Raw genomic sequence first — 19,708 nt, 5'->3', positions numbered from 1 at the left:
GATTGCCTCATGAAATCGCTCTTTATAAAAACCGGTTTTCTTTGCCTCGGCCTCGGTATGATGGCCAGCGGCTGCAAGAAATTCCTCGACCAGCCCGTGCAGGGCACGCTTCCCGAGCAGGACTTCTACAAGACGGACGCCGAGATCAACCAGGGAACGGTGGCCATCTATGATATGATGCAGGCCCATTACAACAACAACTGGGCAAGCCCGTATCTCGTTAAGACCCTGCTTTCCGACGAAAGCAACGCCGGCGGCTCCAACGACGGCGACCAACCCGGCTACCAGCAGCTCGACGACTACAACTTCAGCGCCAACAACGACAAGGTGCGCGATGCCTGGCGCCTGCTGTATTACTCCATCTACCGCTCCAACAAGGTGATCGGCCGCACGGAGGCCAACAACCCGCTGCGCCGTCGCCTGGTGGCCGAAGCGAAGGCCCTCCGCGCTTACAACTACCTCGAGCTGACCTCGCTGTGGGGCGACGTTCCGCTGGTGCTCGGCGACCTCGTGCCGTCGGAGTTCACCACCACGCCGCGCACTGCCCAGGCGCAAGTGTATGCACAGATCGAGAAGGACCTCAACGAAGCCATCCCCGAGCTGCCGCTGAAAAGCGCCTACAGCGCGAGCGACCGCTTCCGCATCTCGAAGGGGGCTGCCCAGGCCATCCTCGGCAAGGCGCTCCTGTACCAGAAGAAATACAGCGACGCGGCCACCGCTTTCGAGACGGTGATCACCTCGGGCCAGTACAACCTGGAGCCCACGATCGGCAAGGTGTTTTCGCAGGCCGGCGAGTTCGGTGCGGAATCGCTCTTCGAGATCAACTACACCAACATGCAGAACTACGACTGGGGTAATTTTCCCTGGGGTGCTGCTCCGGAAAGCAACATCCACATCCAGCTGATGGGCCCCCGTGCCGACTTCTACACGAAGGCGCCCGGCGACTCGCTCCTCGGCGGATGGGGCTTCAACCTGCCCCGCCAGAAACTGTGGGATGCCTTCCAGGCTGCCGGTGATGTCAACCGCCGCCGCGCCACGATGATGTCGGACCAGGAGCTGATCGCCGCCGGCGGCAACTGGACGAGCCCCACGGCCTGGGACTACCAGGGTTATTTCCAGCGCAAATACGGTTCCTTCCAGTCGCAGACCGGCGCCCCCGTGGGTGAGCTGAACTACGGCACCAACTGGCGCCTGATCCGCTACGCCGACGTGCTGCTGATGGCGGCCGAAGCCAACCTCAATGGCGGCAGCGCCCCGAAGGCACTCACCTACATCAACCTGGTACGCCAGCGTTCGGGAACGAACCTGCCCGCTCTCGGAACGGTGACGATGAACGACATCATGACCGAGCGCTTCCTCGAGCTGGCCTTCGAAGGCCACCGCTTCCAGGACCTCGTACGCTGGGGTAAAGCTTCCCAGGAGCTCGGTCCTCTTGGCTTCGTTACCGGAAAGCACGAACACCTGCCCATCCCGCAGTTCGACGTTCAGTCCGGCAACCTGTCGCAAAACAACGGTTACTAAGTCGTCATTCCATCAAAAACAACTACATGAAAAAGCATTCTTTCTATAAGGTTTCCGCCCTCGCCGCCCTCGTGGTCAGCGTTGGCTTCGCCGCCTGCAAATACGACGTCAAAGACCTGGAGCCGGCTCCGAAGGCTTCCTTCACGGTAACGCCGATCGCGGGTCAGACCAACAAATACCTCGTCACCAGCACGTCGACGAACGCCTTCCGCTACGACTGGGCCCTCAATAGCGGCGCCTATGCCACGCGCCAGGCGGTAGATACGCTCTACTTCCCCGATCGCGGCAACTACACCATCCGCCTGCTGACCTACGGCCAGGGCGGCGTGGACAGCGCCCGCCAGACGCTGAACGTGCCCAACGACGATCCGGCTGCCATCACGCCGCAGAAGATCCTCACGGGCAACAGCACCAAAACCTGGATCCTGAAGCCCGGCTCCGCTGCACTGGTAGTGGGCCCTACCGACAACTCGGTCTGGTGGTCCAACGGCGCCGCCGACGTTACGGCCGCCGACCGCACCTGCCTCTTCAACGACGAGTATACCTTCAAGATGGACGGCTCTTTCCTCTTCGACGACAAGGGCGATATGCGTGTGGATGACGAAAGCGGTCAGCCCTGGCCAGCCGACATGGCCGGTGCCGGTACTACCAATATCGCCTGCTACCCCGTTGCTCAGATCCAGCCGCAGTATCGTGCCTGGGGCTCGGGCAACTTTGCCTACCAGGTGATCAACAACAACCAGCTCAAAGTGATCGGCAACGGCGCCCACCTCGGTCTCTACAAAGCCGGCCAGAACGGCACCATCGCTGCACCCGAGCCGGAAAACACGTACGAGATCATGTCGATCGATCAGAACCAGCTCGTTGTACGCAAGATGTACGGCTGGGGCTACTGGAAATTCACGCTCGTTCCGAAGCCTTAATCCCTTCGCGCAGTTTTCTCTGACATAAGCAAGCAGTCACAAGAACAGGTGGGTCTTCGGGGCCTTTCCAGGTCCCGAGCCCCCTTTCTTACCTGCGGCGCTAACCTCCCGATTTTGCGTTACCTCCGAACGATACGATCCCTTATTGCCTGTACCATCGCGTTGCTCGGCGCCGTCAACGGCTCCGCGCAGGGTTTCCTGCATGCGCAGGGCGACCGCCTCGCCGACGGCAGCGGACGTCCCGTATTACTACGGGGGATGGGCCTCGGCGGCTGGATGCTCCAGGAGCCTTACATGCTGCAGCTTTCGGGCGGCCCGGTCAACCAGCAGGAGATCCGCCAGCAACTCGAGACCCTGGTGGGAATCGAACGTACAAAAGCATTTTACGATGCCTGGCTCGACGGCTTTGTCACCCGCGCCGATATCGATTCCCTCGCGGCCTGGGGCTTCAATTCCGTGCGGCTGCCGATGCACTACAACCTCTTTACCCTCCCGGTGGACCGCGAGCCCGTAAAAGGCCGCAACACCTGGCTTTCCAAAGGCTTCACCCTCACCGACTCCTTGCTGCGCTGGTGTGCCGCCAAGCGGATGTACCTCATCCTGGACCTCCACGCCGCGCCGGGCGGGCAGGGCAATGACCTGCCCATTTCCGACCGCGACAGCAGCCGCGCACCACTCTGGCAGGACAGCGCCGCTCAAAACAAGACCGTGGCCCTCTGGACCCGCCTTGCCGAACGCTATGCCCGCGAACCCTGGATCGGCGCTTACGACCTGATCAACGAACCCAACTGGAACTTCAGCAACCCACAGGACCGCAACGGCTGCAACGACAGCAGCAATGCACCGCTGCGCGCGTTTTACATGCGCCTGACGACAGCCGTCCGCCGCGTGGATAAAAACCACCTGGTCATCATCGAGGGCAACTGCTGGGGCAACAACTACCGCGGAGTACTGCCTCCCTGGGACAGCAACATGGCCCTTAGCTTTCACAAGTACTGGAACGACAACAACGAAGGTGCGATCGCCGGCATCGCCGATCTGCGGAAGCGTTACGGTATTCCCGTGTGGATGGGCGAATCGGGTGAGAACTCGAACGCCTGGTTTCGCGACGCGGTGGAATTGCTCGAACGCCACGACATCGGCTGGGCCTGGTGGCCGCACAAAAAGATGGGGATGAATAACCCGTTCGAAATTCCCAACAACGATGACTTTCGCGCCGTGCAATCCTGGCTCAAGGGCCGGGGTCGGAAGCCCGCTCCGGACGCTGCTTTCCGCGGACTGATGCAATTGGCGCGCGACAGCCGCACCGACCGCGCGCACTACCACCCCGACGTGGTAGACGCCCTGTTTCGCCAGGTGGGGTCGCACGATACACGTCCGTTTCAACCGCATTCCATCGGTCCCGATACGACCGTCTGGGCCGTTCACTTCGACCTGGGCCGCAACGGGGAAGCTTACTTCGCCCGCGACTCCGGCAACTATTGGGTTTCTTCCGGCAAACGCACCGAATGGAACCGCGGCTGGACCTTTCGCAACGATCCCGTAGATATACTGCCCTGTGCCGACAGCGGCATTGGTTTCCAGGTGGCAAGCCTCGGCGACCGGGAATGGCTGCAATACTCGGTGGACGTGACTGCGCCGGGCACCTACCGCCTTGGGCTGCGCCTGCGCGCCGAGGGGGATGCACAGCCCCTGCTCTGGGTCAATGGAGCAGCGGTGAAGCTGGACGCAACGGGTGGTGAAAGTTGGAAGTATACCCGCTCCGAGCCCGTGTACCTGCCCGCAGGACGTAGCCGCATCCGCATCGGGTCGGCCGGGGAAGGACTGGCGGTGAACTACCTGCGCTTTGAGGCGCTGCCCGATGAGAAGGGCAGCCAATGATCTCTAACCCTTAAAAGAACCAACATGAAAACGATACCTCTGTTCACGCGCTTCCTGCTTGCGGGCTGCGTGGCCCTAAGCCTGCCCGCGGCGGCCCAGAATAAAACGCCGGTGAAGGTGGCCAAGGGTACGCCCTCGGAATCTTCGCTGGAAGCACAGGCCGAGTCGCTGCTGCGCCAGATGACCCTCGAAGAAAAGGTCAACATGATCCACGCCACTTCCTCCTTCACCTCCGGCGGCGTGCCGCGCCTCCACATCCCCGAGTGGAAAATGTCGGACGGCCCGCACGGCGTGCGCGTGGAGCACGGCCGCGATTGGGATGCCGACCGCAACGTATACGATTCGGGCACGGCACTTCCCGTGGGTGTTTGTCTCGCCGCTACCTGGAACCCGCAGCTGGGCTATGCCTTCGGCTCCGTGCTGGGCAGCGAGGCCGCCGCCCGCGGCAAGGACGTCATCCTCGGCCCCGGTATCAACATCATCCGCACGCCCCTCAACGGCCGCAACTTCGAATACCAGAGCGAAGATCCGTACCTCGTTTCGCGCCTCGTAGTGGGCTACGTAAATGGCGTTCAGGACCAGGGCATCTCTGCCTGCGTCAAGCACTATGCCCTCAACAACCAGGAGGTCAAGCGTACGTCCATCGACGTGCACCTGAGCGAGCGGGCGCTCCGCGAAATCTACCTGCCCGGCTTCCGCGCCGCTATCGTGGAAGGCAAGGCCAACACCATCATGGGGTCCTACAACAAAGTGCGCGGGCAGTGGGCTACCGAGAACCACTACCTCGTCAACGACATCCTGAAAAAGGAGTGGGGCCTCAAAGGCGTGCTTATGAGCGACTGGGGCGCCGTACACCACACGCAGCAGGCAATGTGGAACGGCACCGACGTGGAGATGGGCACCGACCTGGCGATGCTGCCCAACCCTGATTACAACAAATTTTACATGGCCGATTCGGTGCTCAGTTTAGTGCGCAGCGGCCGTATGCCCGAATACCTGGTGGACGATAAAGTGCGCCGCATTCTTTACGTGATGCTGAAGACCAACGTGATCGATGGCAAGCGCAAGAAAGGTGCTTACAACACGAAAGGGCACCAGGAAACGGCGCGCCGCATTGCCGAGGAAGGCATTGTGCTGCTCAAGAACAGCAACGCGCTGCTGCCCCTGCAGAAAAGCGCCGTGCGCCGCATCGCCGTCATCGGCGCCAACGCCGACCGCAAGCAGGCCATGGGTGGCGGCTCTTCGCAGGTGAAAGCGTTCTACGAGATCACGCCCCTCGAAGGGCTGCGCAAACTCGTAGGCAACAGCGCGCAGATTACCTACGTGCCCGGCTATGCCGTGGCCCGCGATGCCCAGGCCGATGAAGCTTCGATCCGGGCAGCCACCGACGCAGCCGCTGCGGCCGACGTGGTGGTTTACGTGGGTGGCTCCTTCCACGGCTACAACCATACCGTTTGGGCCGACAATGCCTACGATGCCGAAGACGTGGACAAGCCCGACATGAACCTGCCCTTCAACCAGGACGCGCTCATCAGCGCTGTGCTGAAAGCCAACCCGCGCACCATCGTGGTGCTGATGGGTGGCGGCGCGATGGACATGACCCGCTGGGTAGACGCTGCGCCCGCCATCCTGCAGGCCTGGTATCCCGGTATGGAAGGCGGCAACGCCCTCGCCCGGATCCTGTTTGGCGAAGTGAACCCGTCGGGCAAGCTCCCGATGACCTTCCCGAAAACGCTTGCCGAAGCGCCTGCCCACAAGCTGGGTGAGTATCCCGGCAAAGACGGCATCGTGAATTACAACGACGACATCTACGTGGGCTACCGCTACTTCGACACCTGGAAGGTGGAGCCGCAGTTCGCCTTCGGTCACGGTCTTTCCTACACCAGCTTCCGCTACAGCAACATCAAGACGGCGGCAAAGGGCAAGCGCGCCACGGTAACCTTCACGGTGACGAACACGGGCAAGGTGGCCGGCGCTGAAACGGCGCAACTATACGTACACCAGCAGCGCCCATCGCTGCCGCGCCCCGAGCGCGAGCTCAAGGGCTTCCAGAAAGTGTGGCTGCAACCCGGCGAAAGCAAGCAAGTGACGCTCACACTGAACGAAGACGCTTTCCAGTATTACAATGATGTGCAAAGCAAATGGGTCAGCGACGGTGGCGCTTACGATATCCTCGTAGGCGGTTCTTCCCGCAGCCTTCCGCTGAGCGCGCGTATCACCCTGCAATAAATTACTATGAAACGCCTGTATTTCTACGGTATCGCCTTTTGCAGCGCACTGGCCCTGGCGGGTGGTTGCGCGAAGAAAGGCGCCGGGTCGGCCAACGGGGCCGGGGGGAGCAATCCTCCCGCTCCGGGCCCCACCGGATCCGACCTCTCTGCCTGGGTAACGAGCAGCGACGGCAATCAACTGCTGCAGCCGCTGACAACACCGCTCAACTTCGGCACTACGGCAAACAGCTATCCCAATATCGACATCGATACGGCCCAGACCTTTCAAACGGTTGACGGCTTCGGCTACACACTCACCGGGGGCAGCGCCGGCCTCCTGCAGTCGCTGCCCGCGGGCGCCCGTCAGACCTTGCTCCGGGAGCTTTTCTCCTCCGACGATGGCGCCATCGCCGTCAACTACCTGCGCATCAGCATCGGCGCCTCCGACCTGAGCGCCTCAGTGTATTCCTACGACGACCTTCCGGCGGGCCAAACCGACCCAACGCTGCAGCACTTTTCCATCGCGGCCGAAGAGCAAAGCCTGCTGCCCCTGCTGCAGCAGATCCGCTCCATCAACCCGTCGCTGCAATTACTGGCTTCGCCCTGGTCGCCGCCGGCCTGGATGAAGGACAACGGCTCCTCCGTTGGCGGAAGCCTGCTCCCGCAATTCTACGGAGCCTATGCGCAGTACTTCGTCAAGTACCTGCAGGCGATGCAACAGCGCGGCTTACCGGTGCAGGCCATCACGGTGCAGAACGAACCCCTGCACGGAGGCAACAACCCGAGCATGGTGATGACCGCCGCACAGCAGGCCGATTTTGTGAAGAACCACCTCGGGCCTGCCTTCCAGGCTGCCGGGATCACTACCAAGATCATTATCTGGGACCACAACTGCGACCGCCCCGACTACCCGCTGAACGTGCTGGCCGACGCTGCCGCCAAAGCCTTCGTGGACGGATCGGCCTTTCACCTGTATGCCGGCGACATCAGCGCGCTGTCGCAGGTGCACAACGCTCACCCCGACCGGAACATATACTTCACGGAGCAATACACCGCTTCGAACGGATCATTCGGCGGCGACCTGCGCTGGCACCTGCGCAACGTCATTATCGGGTCGATGCGCAACTGGAGCCGCAATGCGCTTGAGTGGAACCTGGCCAACGACCTTTCCTTCGGGCCGCATACACCGGGTGGTTGCGACGTATGCAAGGGCGCGCTGACCATCTCCGGGAGCAACGTCACCCGCAACGTATCGTATTACATCATCGCGCAGGCTTCGCGCTTTGTGACACCTGGGTCCGTGCGTATCCAGTCAGGCAACACGGGCAACCTGTACAGCGTTGCCTTCCGTCGCCCCGACGGAAAGAAGGTACTGCTGGTACTCAACGACGGAGGTTCGCCGCAGGCCTTCAACATCCGCTACGGGGGCCGCTGGGCGGCCACGGTGCTGAACGCCGGCTCGGCCGCTACTTTTGTATGGTAATTTAAAAGAAACGAAACGAGGATATGAAAATGAACCTGATCCCCCTGATGCTCGTGGCAGCGCTGGCCTGCAAGAAAGGCAGCGGCGGCAATGGCGGCAATACGTCTGTCACCCCGCAGATCAGCATCGACGACAACAGCCGCGCCGAGGGCAACGGCAGCAACTCGTTCACGCTGCGCGTGGCGCTCGATGTGGCCGCTGCCGGTCCCGTGACCGTACAATACCGCACGCAGGATGGCTCGGCTGTATCGGGCGACGACTACGTGGCCGTATCCGGTGGCACGCTGACCTTCGCCGCGGGCGAGCGCGAAAAGCAGCTGTCGATCACCGTGTCGGGCGACGACGCGCGTGAAGGCGACGAGACCTTCCAGGTGATCCTGAGCAACCCCACCGGCGCCACCCTGTACCGCGCAACGGCAACGGCCACGCTTACAAACGACGATACCCGGGTGCCCTTTACCAACGCCGGCTATAACGCGCCCTCGGGCTACCCCGGCTACACGCTGGCCTGGAGCGATGAGTTCAACAGCGGCGCGCTCAGCTCCACCTTCTGGACCAACCAGAATGGCGACGGTTGTCCGAACCTGTGCGGCTGGGGCAACAACGAGCTTGAATATTATACCGACCGCCCGGAGAACCTGTTTTTCCAGGACGGCGCCCTCCTCATCGAGGCGCGGCCCGAGTCGTACAGCGGTAAGAACTACACATCGTCCAAGATCCTCACGGCGGGTAAGAAGTCTTTCAAGTATGGGCGCATCGACATCCGCGCCCGTCTCCCGCGCGGCAAAGGCATCTGGCCGGCGCTGTGGCTGCTGCCGCAGGACAATGTGTACGGTGGCTGGCCGCGTAGTGGCGAGATCGACCTGATGGAAGCGATCGGGCATGAGCCCGGCAAAGTGTACGGTACCGTGCACTACGGCCCCGGCCCCGGCAGCACCCAGATCAGCCGTGGCTATACGCTCCCCAACGGCGGCGTTTTCAACGACGAGTTTCATGTATTCTCGCTTGAATGGAAGCAGGATCAGATCAAGTGGATCGTAGACGGTAACCTGTATTCGACGGTGAACCGCGCCGACGTAGGAACGGCCAACTGGCCCTTCAACGAGCAGTTCTACCTGATCTTCAACCTGGCCGTTGGCGGCAACTGGCCCGGCAACCCCGACGCGACGACGCGTTTCCCCCAGTGGCTTATTGTGGATTATATCCGCGTGTACCAATAAGCAAGTGTGTGTTTTTAAAAGGCCCCCGTTCGCAAGACGGGGGTTTTTTAGTTAGGGGCCAATGGCTTTTACCGGTGGCAATCTGGTCATTTTGCGGCAGCTTTGCAGGCGAAACAATTCCCGCTATCGTGAAACAAGTGATCCTCGTGACCGGCGCCTCCAGCGGCCTCGGTGAAGAAATGGCCGCCCACCTTGCCCGCGCGGGTCATACCGTGTACGGTACCTCCCGCCGCATCGAAGGGCAGGAAAAGCCGTTTCATACGGTCAATATGGACGTGACCGACGTTACCAGTATTTCTACGGCCCTTGGCCGCATCCTGGCCCAGGCGGGCCGCATCGACGTGCTGGTAAACAATGCCGGCCTCGGCATCGCCGGGCCGGTGGAGGAACTGTCGGTAGACGACGTGCAGCGCGTGCTCGATACCAACGTGGTGGGTGTGCTGCGCACCTGCCAGGCCGTTCTGCCGCACATGCGCCGGCAGGGGAGCGGGAAGATCATCAACATATCGTCCATCGGATCGGAGATCGGGCTGCCCTACCGCGGCCTCTACAGCGCCAGCAAGGCGGCCGTAGACCGACTGACCGAGGCCCTGCGCACCGAGCTGGCACCCTTCGGCATACAGGCCTGCGTAGTGCAGCCCGGCGGCGTGCGTACCGACATCAATAAGAACCGCATCCGCGTGGAGCTGCCGGCCGACAGCCCCTACCGCGCTTCTTTTGAACATACCTACCGCCTCATCAACGAAAGCGTGGAGAAGGGCCTCCCGCCTGAGGCCTTCGGCCGGTTGCTGGAGGAGCTCCTGCGAACGCCGCGCCTGAAGCGCGTGTACCGCCTCGGAAAGCCCCTCGAAAAGGTGTCGGTACTCCTGAAGCGCCTCCTGCCTTCGCAGCGCTTCGACAAGATGATCCGGAAGCACTACGGGCTGTAGGCAGATCCCGAATCGGTAACGTTCTTTACGACCCCCGCCCGGCAAGTTTTCAACAGACCTGGGCAGTGGCACCGCGTTTGTATAGTTCCGGTCAGGCGATTGCCGCGAAATATGAAACACAGCAACAGGAAAAAAGGCGGGATCTGGAAAAACAATGGTTTATCGATCGTGTTCATCGGCTTGTTTTTTTTCACCTGGATTGCCCAGGCCTTTACCGGCTTCCGACAGTTCAACGAAGAAATGCAGGAGCAGGGCGGCGCCACGGTCGGCTTTGTGCAATACCTGGGCTCGGGCCACTTTATCGAAGCCACATTCGAAAACTGGGAAAGCGAGTTTTTGCAGATGGCACTGTTTGTGGTGCTCACCGCCTGCCTCTACCAGCGCGGTTCGTCCGAATCGAACGACCCCGACAAGAAGGAAGCGCAGGAGCCGGTTACGAAAGATTCGCCCTGGCCCGTTCGTCGCGGCGGCCTGGTGCGGAAGATTTATGAGAACTCCCTGAGCATCGCCCTGTTTGTGCTCTTTGCTTTTTCGTTCCTGTTGCACTGGCTGGGAAGCTGGGAGCATTACAACAAGTTGCAGGGCCTGGAAGGCAAGCCCCAAGACGCCTTCTTCGCATACCTGGGCAACAGCAAATTCTGGTTTGAATCGTTCCAGAACTGGCAAAGCGAATTCCTGTCGGTCTTTGCGATGGTGGCCTTGTCCATCTTCCTGCGTCAAAAGGGATCGGCCCAGTCGAAGCCGGTAGAGGCACCCGACAGCAAGACGGGCGACTGATTTTGTAGAAGCCCGAAGCCGGCTGGAGCCTATATCTTCCACAATCCCTAGCACCTTCTTAAAGCTTCTTAGGCTTGCTGTGTTCTGCTAAATAATTTAGTAAATTCGAGGGTTATTCGACCCCTATGAATGAGCGAGTTTTGGAGAAGCTGGGCGTGCTGGCCGATGCCGCGAAGTATGATGTTTCCTGTAGTTCGAGTGGCAGCAAGCGCAAGAATACGGACAAAGGCCTGGGCAACGCCGAAGGGATGGGTATCTGCCATGCCTATACGGAAGACGGTCGCTGCGTGTCGCTGCTGAAGATCCTTCTTACCAACCACTGCATCTTCGATTGCGCCTATTGCGTGAGCCGCAAGAGCAACCCGGTGAAGCGTGCCGCCTTCACCGTGCAGGAGGTAGTGGACCTGACGATCAATTTCTACCGCCGCAACTACATTGAAGGACTCTTTCTCAGTTCGGGGATTTTCAGCTCGCCCGACGACACCATGGAGCGGCTCGTGCGCATTGCCAAAAAGCTCCGCACCGAGGAGCGCTTTCACGGTTACATTCACCTGAAGGCCATTCCGGGGGCGAGTCCTGAATTGTTGCACGAAGCGGGCTTGTATGCCGACCGCCTCAGCGTGAACATGGAACTGCCCACCGAGCAAAGCCTGCAACTCCTGGCACCGCAGAAAACGCAGGCCGATGTATTGCGGCCCATGAATTATTTGAAGGAAACCATTGTGGCCAACCGCGATGAGCGACGGACGCTGGTGAAGGCGCCGCTGTTTGCACCGGCGGGGCAAAGCACGCAGCTCGTGGTGGGTGCCAGCATCGAGAACGACGCGCAGATCCTGCAGCTGTCGGAATCCTTTTACCGCGATATGGGACTGAAGCGGGTGTACTACTCGGGCTACGTGCCGGTGAGCGACGATCAGCGCCTGCCGGCCGTCGGAACGCCGGTGCCGGTAGTGCGGGAGAACCGCCTTTACCAGGCCGACTGGCTCCTGCGCTTCTACGGCTTCCGCGCCGATGAGCTGCTGGCCGGCGATCCTTTCCTCGACCAGCAGATTGACCCGAAGCTGCATTGGGCCCTGCGGAACCTGCACCTTTTTCCGGTGGATATCAACGAGGCCGATCCCGCCCTGATCCGCCGCATTCCCGGCATCGGCATCAAGTCGGCCGAAAAGATCGTGGCGGCCCGTCGCTTCCGCCGCCTCAGCTGGGAGCACCTGAAAGGCTTCAACATCGCCGGCAACCGTGCGCGCTATTTCGTGAACCTGAAGGTAGACGGGCAGTACCGCAAAGAATGGAGCGCCGACCAGATCCGAAGTTTTATCGTGGGGAACGCGCAGAGCAAGTTCGCCGCCAACCATTCACCCCAACTGAGTATTTTCTGATGCAAACGGTACTCTACGACGGTAGCTTCGAGGGCTGGCTCTGCGCGGTGTTTGATGTGTACGACTACCAATGGAGCGACGCCGACATCGTGTCGCAGGGGCGCTTCCTCGGAAACATTTTCGACCGCGTGCACGAGGCGCGGATGGATGCACGGCACAGCACACGCCTTTGGAAGGGGTTGCAACGCAAGCTCAGCGCGGATGGGCTGCAGCAGGTGTACCGCTGCTTCCTGTCGGAGATCGGCGGCATCGAAAATACCCTGCTCCGCTTCGTCCAATACGTGTTTTCGAATGAAGCCGCCGTGGAAGAAGACTTCAGCCACCCGGCGGTGCTTACGGTGACGCAGGTGGCGCGAAAGGTGTGGCGCGAGCAGCACCGGATGGAAGCCTTTGTACGTTTTCAGAAGACGGCCGACGGTTTGTTTTTTGCACTCATCGAGCCCGACTACGACGTGTTGCCGCTCATCGTCAAACATTTCGAAAGCCGCTATGCGGACCAGCGCTGGGTGATCTACGACGGCAGGCGGCGTTATGGACTTCACTACGACGGCCAGCAAACGCATACCGTAGAAATACAGTTCTCGGGCGACGTGGGCGCAGGCAAAGATCTCGCGGCCGTCTACGATTCCGGGGAAGCGATTTACCAGTTGCTGTGGCAGCAGTACTTCCGGAGCGTCAACATCCCGGCGCGCAAGAACACGAAGCTGCAGCTCCAGCATATGCCGAAGCGGTACTGGAAATACCTCGTGGAGCAGCAGCCGCCCGCCCGCTGAGCCCCTTCGCGGCATTTTATACCAAAGGCAACCCGGCTCTTTGCCCTGCGTATTCATGGTTGCCATCACTTTCACCCCGGGAGGTCTATCACCCTAAACGGCATCCCATGAACACTCGTTTTCCCATCCCAGCAGTACTTGCGCTGCTCCTGCTGACCAGCGCCCTTTCGTGCAAGCGAGACAATGACGACAATACACCCGTCGATGTGCAGCCGGCGCTGCAGGTCGTGGCCGAAAACCTCGTTTCCCCGTTGTCGATCGTCGAAGCGCCGGACGGCAGCCGGCGCATGTTCATCGTCGACCAGGCCGGCAAAATCTGGTTGCTGCCACCCGGCGGCAGCGTTGCGGCAACGCCCTTCCTCGACCTCAGCAGCCGGATCGTTCCGCTGATGCCCGCCTACGACGAGCGCGGGTTGCTGAGCCTCGCCTTCCACCCCAATTTCAGCAGTAACGGTAAGCTGTACGTGTTTTACACGGCGCCCCCGCGTGCCGGCGGGCCGGCTCCGGGCGCCTCCTGGGACAACCTGACACGCGTTTCCGAGTTCACCGTTAGTCCCGCAACGGCTAACACGGTCGACCTGGCTACTGAGCGAGTTGTGCTCGAATATGATCACCCGCAATTCAATCACAACGGCGGCACGCTGGCCTTCGGGCCCGACGGCTTCCTCTACATTTCCATCGGCGACGGCGGCAACAAGGATGACGTTGGCCCCGGGCATGGCCCCGACTGGTACGCAGCCAATGCCGGCGGGAACGCGCAGAACCTCAACAGCCTGCTGGGCAAGGTGCTCCGCATCGATGTCAACGGAACGCCCTACAACATACCGGCCGACAATCCCTACGCGACGGCCAGCAACGCCCGGCACGAGATCTATGCCTTCGGTTTCCGTAACCCATATCGCTTTTCGTTCGACATGGGTGGTACGCGGCAGCTGATCCTCGGCGACGCAGGCCAGTCGCTTTGGGAAGAAGTCAACGTGGTGACGCGCGGTGGCAACTATGGATGGAATGTGCGCGAGGGACGCGTTTGCTTCAATACCGACAGCGACCTGCTGGTGCGTCCGACCTGCCCGTTGCAGGACTCGGCGGGCAACCTGCTGCAAGACCCGGTGCTTGTGCTTAAAAACCTCGCCCACCCGGAAGGCGATGGCCATACCACCGTGGTAGTTGGGGGCAACGTATACCGCGGCAGCGCCTTGCCGGGGCTGGTGGGATCGTATGTATTCGGTGCTTTCTCGCAGGGCTTCACCGCGCCCGACGGCCTGCTGTATGTGGCCACGCCATCGGGCGGCACCTGGAACTTCAGTGAGCTCCGCTTCCGCGACCGCAGCACCTTCGGCTACTTTGTAAAAGGCTTCGGGCAGGATCTTTCCGGTGAGGTTTACGTGGCCGTTTCTTCCAGCCTCGGCCTGGCGGGCACGACGGGCAAAATCGTAAAAATCATTCCTTAAGCGTTGGCTTATCCAATGTCAGACCCGGTTTCTACCGGGTTTTTTTGGCCGTTTGTATAAATACGAAGCCGGCAGCAACGCATTGCTTCAACAACCGGGGCCCGGCATATTGCTTGGTGCAGGTAGGAAAAAAGGTTTATGGCAACAACCCCCAAGGCAGCACCGCGCAAGAAAGCGGCTCCGAAGAAAACAGCGGTCAAACGAGGTGTGAAGAAGGCCGCACCGAAAAGGGCAGCGAAGAAAGCAGCCCCGAAAAAGGCAGCCAGCAAAGGCACGGCAAAGAAGAACAAGCTGGGCGTCAAAAACTCGTTGGTGAACAACATCAATGCGAAGAAGAAGAGCGGCACGTCGAAAACGAAAAAGAAATCGTCTGTTTCAAAGGAAAGCTACGAGGCGATGGAAGACAACTGGGCACATAAAAAATAACGACACATGGCACGATTCAAACTGAGCCGCGACGACAGCGGCAAGCATACCTGGATGGCTCGTGGCACCAATCCGGAAACGGGCCGCGCCGTGACCATCCGCGGCGGTCAGCCCGGCACACCCGTAGGGCGCGCCAACCCGCAGAGCGAGCAGACCTTCGATGCCCGCCACGATGCTACCGGGATGACGCCGAAGAAGTGGATCAACAAACTGCGCTGGGACAATAAGGCACCACTCAACCGCTTCGTGGAAATCCCGGACCGGCTGTTCCGTAAGTAAGCCCTACTCAGGAATGATGCGCTTCAGGTAACCCGAATAATCGGTAAGCTGCGCTTCGTAGGGCAGCTTCATCAGCGCCGACGTCAGGATAAAATCCGCCGTGCTGCGGTTGCAGGCTATGAGGATGTTCCAGGCCACGGCGAGACGGATCAGCGCCTTTACGTCGCTGTCGTGCGGCTGCGTTTCCATAGGATCCCAAAAGAAGATGATCATGTCTATCCGCCCTTCAGCGATGAGCGCGCCGATCTGCTGGTCGCCGCCGAGGGGGCCGCTGAGCAGCTTGTGCACGGGCGCGTCCACTTTTCTCTCGAGCAGGGTGCCCGTGGTACCGGTGGCATAGAGCTCATGCTGCGCCAGCACATCACGGTTGTAGTGGGCCCAGTCGATCAGTTCACCTTTTTTATGGTCATGCGCCACGAGCGCGATGCGCTTGCGCGCGGCAAGGGAGCGGGTTTGCATGGGGGAAAGGTAAAACGAAACCGGGCAGCTTACTTGCCGCCGGGCTTCGTCGGACGCACCTCGATCTTGCTGGGCAGCGTGCGCGGGTTCATCCGGAGCAGGTCGACCACCATCTGGCCGATGTCTTCTGGCTGGATCTTCCAGGCATCGGCTTCGTTGGGTGTGTGGTTGTTGAAATGCGTGGCCACCGAGCCGGGCATGATGGTGGTCACCTTGATGCCGTGCTTGCGAAGATCGAGCATCACGGCCTGCGTGAAGCCGACGAGACCAAACTTGGAAGCATTGTAGGCGGCGCCGTTTTCGAAGAAGTTGGTGCCGGCCAGCGAGGCAATGGTGATGAGGTAGCCTTCCGATTTTTTCAGTGCTTCGACGCCGGCTTTCACGCTGTTGAAAACGCCGGTGAGATTCGTGTCGATGGTTTCGCGCCACTGCTCTTCGGTCAGCTCTTCGATGGGAGCAAAGTGGCCGATGCCTGCATTCGCTACCAGTACATCGAGACGGCCGAAGCGGTCGATGGTTTTCTGCACAGCCGCCTGCTCGCTGGCCAGCGACCCGGCCTGCGACTGCAGGGCGAGCACACGGTCACCGCCGCCGAGGGCTTTCGCCGCAGCGTCGGCCGCTTCCTGGCTGCGGCTGGTGATAGCCACGTTCATGCCCTGTGCCAGCAGTGCCTGCGCAATGCCAAATCCGATGCCTTTCGAGCCGCCGGTGATATAGGCTACCTGATCCTTCATGGTTTCGTATTTGCGGCAAAGTTAGAAGTCGTTCAACTTCGATTTATCATCACCGTCCCTGCGTTGCCGTGCTTTTTTTAAAGCCTCGGTGGCACAGTCCGAAACATAGAAGTAGCTGGGCTTGTACCAGACGGCGAAATAGTTCAGGTACTTCTTGTCGCAGGCACTGTTGCGGTATTCTTCCACTACTTCGAAGGCAATGGTTTCGTCGTTCTCGCCATTCCAGTTTGTTTCGTAGCGTACTTCCTCGAGGTCGCTGTTGCATTCCGCCTTCTTGCTCGATTTCTCTGTTCGACCCTTGCCGTATTTGGTCTTCATCGCGTTGGTAAACGCCACCGACGGGTTGGAGATATTGAGAGCATACAGCGTGTCGTTCAGAAAGCGCAGCTCCAGGTCTTCCATCTCGATACCGGCCACCTCGTACTTCGGCAGGTACAGCTTGTACGCATTCGGGCAAGTGAGGTAATAGTGCTCGATGTCGGAGCCGTAGCTGTTGCCCGGCACCCAGCGCGCCAGCGTGATGCGCGAAGGATGGTACAGGTCTGCAAAGCGGGCATTGCCGTCGGATACATCATGGATCTTGTTTTTGCTGATGCCCAGGTCTGCGGTGATCTGGCTGAAGGTTCTGCCCACGCGGATCTGGCCGATGCCATCTACGTTTTGCTGGGCGAAGGCGAGGAACGGCAGCGACAGGAACAGGCTGCAGAGGAACTTTTTCATTTGGGTTGGTTTTGGTTGCGATAAGGTGAGCAAGTTACGTTTTCCGGAGCTGCTCAGCGCACACGTATGGTGCCCTTCAGGCGGACGTCATCCGAAGCGGCTCCCACGAAGATGGTAAAATAGCCCGGGTCGTAGCCGAAAGCTTTCCGGGCTTCTTTATAATAAGAAAATGCGCCTTCATCGAGCAGCAGCGATACCCGCGCGGTTCCACCCTTCGGAACAAACACCTTACTGAAGCCCTTGAGCTCTTTGTAAGGACGGTCTACGGGGCAATGGTGCTGGTGGACATACACCTGCGTTACTTCGGCGCCGTCGCGGCCGCCGGTGTTGCGCACCGTGAATTGTACCCGCGCGCGGCCCTTGCCGGTGACCGTTACTTTGAGGTCGGAATAAGCAAACGTGGTGTACGACAGCCCGTAGCCAAAGGCGAACTGCGGCTTCAGGGCAGCCTGGTCGTAATAGCGGTAGCCCAGGTAGAGGCCCTCACCGTAGCGTACGGCGCGGGAGCCTGTGCTATCGTAGTAATACGGGTACACGGGATTGTCGCTCCACTGCTTTTCAAAGGAGGCCGGCAGCTTGCCGCTCGGGCAGATTCGTCCGCTGATGATCTCACCCAGGGCGGTGCCGCCTTCCTGCCCGGGATACCAGGCGTGGAGCAATCCTTTCGCCTGCGGCAGCCAGCGTTGCATGTCTACGTTGCCGCCGGCGTTGAGCACCACGATCGTATTCGGGTTCGCTTTCGCCACGGCATTGATCAGCGTATCCTGGTAGGGCGGCAGCGGGAAGGTCCGGTCGAAGCCTTCGCTTTCCGACTGCGCATCGAAGCCTACGGCCACGATGGCCACGTCGGCGGCCCCTGCGGCCGTAATAGCATCGGAGAAGTCGAGCACCTGCTGGTAGCAGGCAAGAGCGATGCGGGCGCCCCCGCCGTTCTCGTACCATTCCAGCGCGATGGGGTAGGAGCGGCCGGCTTCCAGGTCGACGTCGGTGCCGCGAAGGGTCGGGGCCTGGTCTTCCCAGAGCTCGATCACTTTGCGGCCATCCAGCCAAAGCCGGAAGCCGTCGTCGCCGCGCACGGCGAGGTGGTAGCGCCCGCTTTTGGATACGCGCAGGTAGCCCGTGAAGCGCGCGGAAAAGTGGTCGGCCCCGATACCCGGAATACCCGGGGGCGCGTCTGGCCAGTTATGATCCACGACAGTGTCGGTGATTACGGCAGCGGGTGCGCCGGCTAGATCCTGGTTGTTGTAAAAAGTAGCGGTCAGGCCGCGGCTACGTCCGGCAGAATCCGGGAAGAACACCGGGTCGGCGGTATGTTCTTCCATTTCGCCGGCCGCGCCGCGCACATAGGTCAGCTGCAGCGTGCTGTCGGCCTGCCGCAATCCATCCAGCAGCGTGACGGCGTGAAACGGCTCGGTGTACGAAGAACCGCCTCCGGCTACGTAACGTGCGGCATTCGGGCCAATGAGTGCCACCTTCTTCACGCCCGGGCCCAGGGGCAAAATGCCGCCTTCGTTCTTCAGCAGCACGATGCCGCTGCGGGCGACGTCGAGCGCGGTGCGGGAAGCCGCGGGGTTGTCGCGCGGGATGCGGTCGTCGGCCTGTGGACGGTCGTAGAACCCGAAGCGAAAGAGGATGCGCAGGATGCGGCGGACTTTGTCGTCGATAGTGGCCATCGATACGCGGCCGTCAGCAAGCGCCGGCAATAGGTTGGCGCGGCTCATGAATTTGCCGGAGGGCATCTCCAGGTCGAGGCCGCCGTTGGCTGCGGCAATGCCGTCGTACGTGGCCACCCAATCCGACATCAGGATGCCGTCAAACTTCCAGGCGCCTTTGAGCAGGTCGAGGTTCAGGTGTTTGTTTTGGGTGGCGTGCACCCCGTTGACCGGGTTGTAGCTGTTCATCACGGCGCCCACGCGGGCCTCGCGCACGGCGGCATGAAAGGCCGGCAGGTACAGCTCCTGCAGCGTGCGCTCGTCCAAGTCCGACGATACGTGGTGGCGGTTCCATTCCTGGTTGTTGGCGGCGAAGTGCTTTACGGTTGCCACCACGCCGCGGCCCTGAACGCCCCGGATATAATTAACGGCCATACGCGCGGCGAGCCAGGGATCTTCGCCCAGGTATTCGAAGTTGCGGCCGTTCATGGGGGCGCGGTACAGGTTCACACCCGGTGCCAGCAGGAAGTGTACCCCGCGGGCGCGGGCGTCGGCGCCGAGGGCGTCGCCGAGGCGGCGCGCCAGGCCGGTGTCCCAGGTAGCGGCAGCGAGCACCGAAGCCGGGTAGGCCGTGGTCTTCCCGTCGTTGCGGGTGCCCACGGGGCCGTCGGTCATTTTGAGCTCGGGCAGCCCGAGGCGCGGAACGGCCCGGATGTAAAAAGCGTTGTGGCCGCCGATGTAGTCGATCTTTTCTTCGACGGTCATGCGGCGCAGGGCGTCTTCGGCGCGGGCATCCGGCGTCGCGCGCGGGTCTTTGTAGGTCTGGGTTGCAGCGGCGCCGGCGGCGAGGAGGGAGGGGAGCAGGAGGATCGGTCGCATGGGCCTGGGATT

Annotated in this window: 17 protein-coding genes; 13 read left to right on the top strand and 4 right to left on the bottom strand. The window is 60.9% G+C overall.

What is annotated here, in order from left to right:
* Positions 1-9 precede the first annotated feature (9 nt).
* The 13 genes from E0486_RS07880 (at position 10) to E0486_RS07820 (ending at position 15,252) form a co-directional block, all read left to right on the top strand.
* Complete coding sequence (locus tag E0486_RS07880; protein WP_131851608.1) at positions 10-1,521, top strand: RagB/SusD family nutrient uptake outer membrane protein; 1,512 nt, start codon at positions 10-12, stop codon at positions 1,519-1,521.
* A 26-nt stretch (positions 1,522-1,547) separates the two neighbouring features.
* Complete coding sequence (locus E0486_RS07875) at positions 1,548-2,444, top strand: hypothetical protein (RefSeq protein ID WP_131851607.1); 897 nt, start codon at positions 1,548-1,550, stop codon at positions 2,442-2,444.
* Between the two features lie 114 nt (positions 2,445-2,558).
* The gene (locus E0486_RS07870) at positions 2,559-4,325 is read left to right on the top strand and encodes a cellulase family glycosylhydrolase (protein WP_207906218.1); all 1,767 of its coding nucleotides are present in this window, start codon (positions 2,559-2,561) and stop codon (positions 4,323-4,325) included.
* 24 nt (positions 4,326-4,349) lie between these two features.
* Positions 4,350-6,554: a glycoside hydrolase family 3 C-terminal domain-containing protein gene (locus tag E0486_RS07865; RefSeq protein WP_131851606.1), complete on the top strand. Its 2,205-nt coding sequence runs from the start codon at positions 4,350-4,352 to the stop codon at positions 6,552-6,554.
* Positions 6,555-6,560: 6 nt separating this feature from the next.
* On the top strand, positions 6,561-8,018 hold the full coding sequence (locus tag E0486_RS07860; RefSeq protein WP_131851605.1) for a glycoside hydrolase family 30 protein: 1,458 nt from the start codon (positions 6,561-6,563) through the stop codon (positions 8,016-8,018).
* Between the two features lie 23 nt (positions 8,019-8,041).
* Positions 8,042-9,238: a family 16 glycosylhydrolase gene (locus E0486_RS07855; protein WP_131851604.1), complete on the top strand. Its 1,197-nt coding sequence runs from the start codon at positions 8,042-8,044 to the stop codon at positions 9,236-9,238.
* A 128-nt stretch (positions 9,239-9,366) separates the two neighbouring features.
* Positions 9,367-10,167, top strand: a complete 801-nt coding sequence (locus E0486_RS07850; RefSeq protein WP_131851603.1) for an SDR family oxidoreductase — start codon at positions 9,367-9,369, stop codon at positions 10,165-10,167.
* Between the two features lie 111 nt (positions 10,168-10,278).
* Positions 10,279-10,944: a DUF6766 family protein gene (locus E0486_RS07845; protein ID WP_131851602.1), complete on the top strand. Its 666-nt coding sequence runs from the start codon at positions 10,279-10,281 to the stop codon at positions 10,942-10,944.
* Between the two features lie 125 nt (positions 10,945-11,069).
* The gene (locus E0486_RS07840) at positions 11,070-12,323 is read left to right on the top strand and encodes a putative DNA modification/repair radical SAM protein (protein WP_131851601.1); all 1,254 of its coding nucleotides are present in this window, start codon (positions 11,070-11,072) and stop codon (positions 12,321-12,323) included.
* Positions 12,323-13,096 carry a TIGR03915 family putative DNA repair protein gene (locus tag E0486_RS07835; protein ID WP_131851600.1) on the top strand — a complete coding sequence of 258 codons (774 nt, stop codon included), beginning with the start codon at positions 12,323-12,325 and terminating at the stop codon, positions 13,094-13,096. Before E0486_RS07840 ends, E0486_RS07835 begins: the two co-directional genes overlap by 1 nt.
* Before the next feature lie 107 nt (positions 13,097-13,203).
* Positions 13,204-14,547: a PQQ-dependent sugar dehydrogenase gene (locus E0486_RS07830; RefSeq protein ID WP_131851599.1), complete on the top strand. Its 1,344-nt coding sequence runs from the start codon at positions 13,204-13,206 to the stop codon at positions 14,545-14,547.
* A 138-nt stretch (positions 14,548-14,685) separates the two neighbouring features.
* Positions 14,686-14,973: a hypothetical protein gene (locus tag E0486_RS07825; RefSeq protein ID WP_131851598.1), complete on the top strand. Its 288-nt coding sequence runs from the start codon at positions 14,686-14,688 to the stop codon at positions 14,971-14,973.
* Positions 14,974-14,979: 6 nt separating this feature from the next.
* A complete protein-coding gene (locus tag E0486_RS07820; protein WP_131851597.1) occupies positions 14,980-15,252 on the top strand; it encodes a hypothetical protein in 273 nt (90 codons plus the stop codon).
* A gap of 3 nt (positions 15,253-15,255) precedes the next feature.
* On the opposite strand, the gene E0486_RS07815 is transcribed toward E0486_RS07820, so the two are convergent.
* Genes E0486_RS07815 through E0486_RS07800 form a run of 4 tightly spaced genes read right to left on the bottom strand, consistent with a single transcriptional unit; the run spans position 15,256 to position 19,696 of the window.
* Entirely contained in the window at positions 15,256-15,711 is a 456-nt protein-coding gene (locus tag E0486_RS07815; RefSeq protein WP_131851596.1) for a methylglyoxal synthase, read from the bottom strand.
* 29 nt (positions 15,712-15,740) lie between these two features.
* Positions 15,741-16,445 carry an SDR family oxidoreductase gene (locus E0486_RS07810; protein WP_131851595.1) on the bottom strand — a complete coding sequence of 235 codons (705 nt, stop codon included), beginning with the start codon at positions 16,443-16,445 and terminating at the stop codon, positions 15,741-15,743.
* Between the two features lie 21 nt (positions 16,446-16,466).
* Positions 16,467-17,165: a hypothetical protein gene (locus E0486_RS07805; RefSeq protein WP_131851594.1), complete on the bottom strand. Its 699-nt coding sequence runs from the start codon at positions 17,163-17,165 to the stop codon at positions 16,467-16,469.
* A 53-nt stretch (positions 17,166-17,218) separates the two neighbouring features.
* Positions 17,219-19,696: a glycoside hydrolase family 3 protein gene (locus E0486_RS07800; RefSeq protein ID WP_131851593.1), complete on the bottom strand. Its 2,478-nt coding sequence runs from the start codon at positions 19,694-19,696 to the stop codon at positions 17,219-17,221.
* Positions 19,697-19,708: the final 12 nt, after the last annotated feature.

It is taken from the genome of Flaviaesturariibacter aridisoli (genome assembly GCF_004343705.1).
Lineage (GTDB): Bacteria > Bacteroidota > Bacteroidia > Chitinophagales > Chitinophagaceae > Flavisolibacter > Flavisolibacter aridisoli.
The sequence above is the reverse complement of the archived record's forward strand: the minus strand, read 5'-3'. Positions and strand labels throughout refer to the sequence as shown.

Excerpts from the sequence above, each read along its gene's own strand:
- E0486_RS07875 (WP_131851607.1), top strand. The coding sequence starts at position 1,548 with ATGAAAAAGCATTCTTTCTATAAGGTTTCCGCCCTCGCCGCCCTCGTG.
- E0486_RS07865 (WP_131851606.1), top strand. The coding sequence starts at position 4,350 with ATGAAAACGATACCTCTGTTCACGCGCTTCCTGCTTGCGGGCTGCGTG.
- E0486_RS07825 (WP_131851598.1), top strand. The coding sequence starts at position 14,686 with ATGGCAACAACCCCCAAGGCAGCACCGCGCAAGAAAGCGGCTCCGAAG.
- E0486_RS07845 (WP_131851602.1), top strand. The coding sequence starts at position 10,279 with ATGAAACACAGCAACAGGAAAAAAGGCGGGATCTGGAAAAACAATGGT.
- E0486_RS07880 (WP_131851608.1), top strand. The coding sequence starts at position 10 with ATGAAATCGCTCTTTATAAAAACCGGTTTTCTTTGCCTCGGCCTCGGT.
- E0486_RS07835 (WP_131851600.1), top strand. The coding sequence starts at position 12,323 with ATGCAAACGGTACTCTACGACGGTAGCTTCGAGGGCTGGCTCTGCGCG.
- E0486_RS07800 (WP_131851593.1), bottom strand. The coding sequence starts at position 19,696 with ATGCGACCGATCCTCCTGCTCCCCTCCCTCCTCGCCGCCGGCGCCGCT.
- E0486_RS07860 (WP_131851605.1), top strand. The coding sequence starts at position 6,561 with ATGAAACGCCTGTATTTCTACGGTATCGCCTTTTGCAGCGCACTGGCC.
- E0486_RS07840 (WP_131851601.1), top strand. The coding sequence starts at position 11,070 with ATGAATGAGCGAGTTTTGGAGAAGCTGGGCGTGCTGGCCGATGCCGCG.
- E0486_RS07815 (WP_131851596.1), bottom strand. The coding sequence starts at position 15,711 with ATGCAAACCCGCTCCCTTGCCGCGCGCAAGCGCATCGCGCTCGTGGCG.
- E0486_RS07805 (WP_131851594.1), bottom strand. The coding sequence starts at position 17,165 with ATGAAAAAGTTCCTCTGCAGCCTGTTCCTGTCGCTGCCGTTCCTCGCC.
- E0486_RS07830 (WP_131851599.1), top strand. The coding sequence starts at position 13,204 with ATGAACACTCGTTTTCCCATCCCAGCAGTACTTGCGCTGCTCCTGCTG.
- E0486_RS07820 (WP_131851597.1), top strand. The coding sequence starts at position 14,980 with ATGGCACGATTCAAACTGAGCCGCGACGACAGCGGCAAGCATACCTGG.
- E0486_RS07810 (WP_131851595.1), bottom strand. The coding sequence starts at position 16,445 with ATGAAGGATCAGGTAGCCTATATCACCGGCGGCTCGAAAGGCATCGGA.
- E0486_RS07855 (WP_131851604.1), top strand. The coding sequence starts at position 8,042 with ATGAAAATGAACCTGATCCCCCTGATGCTCGTGGCAGCGCTGGCCTGC.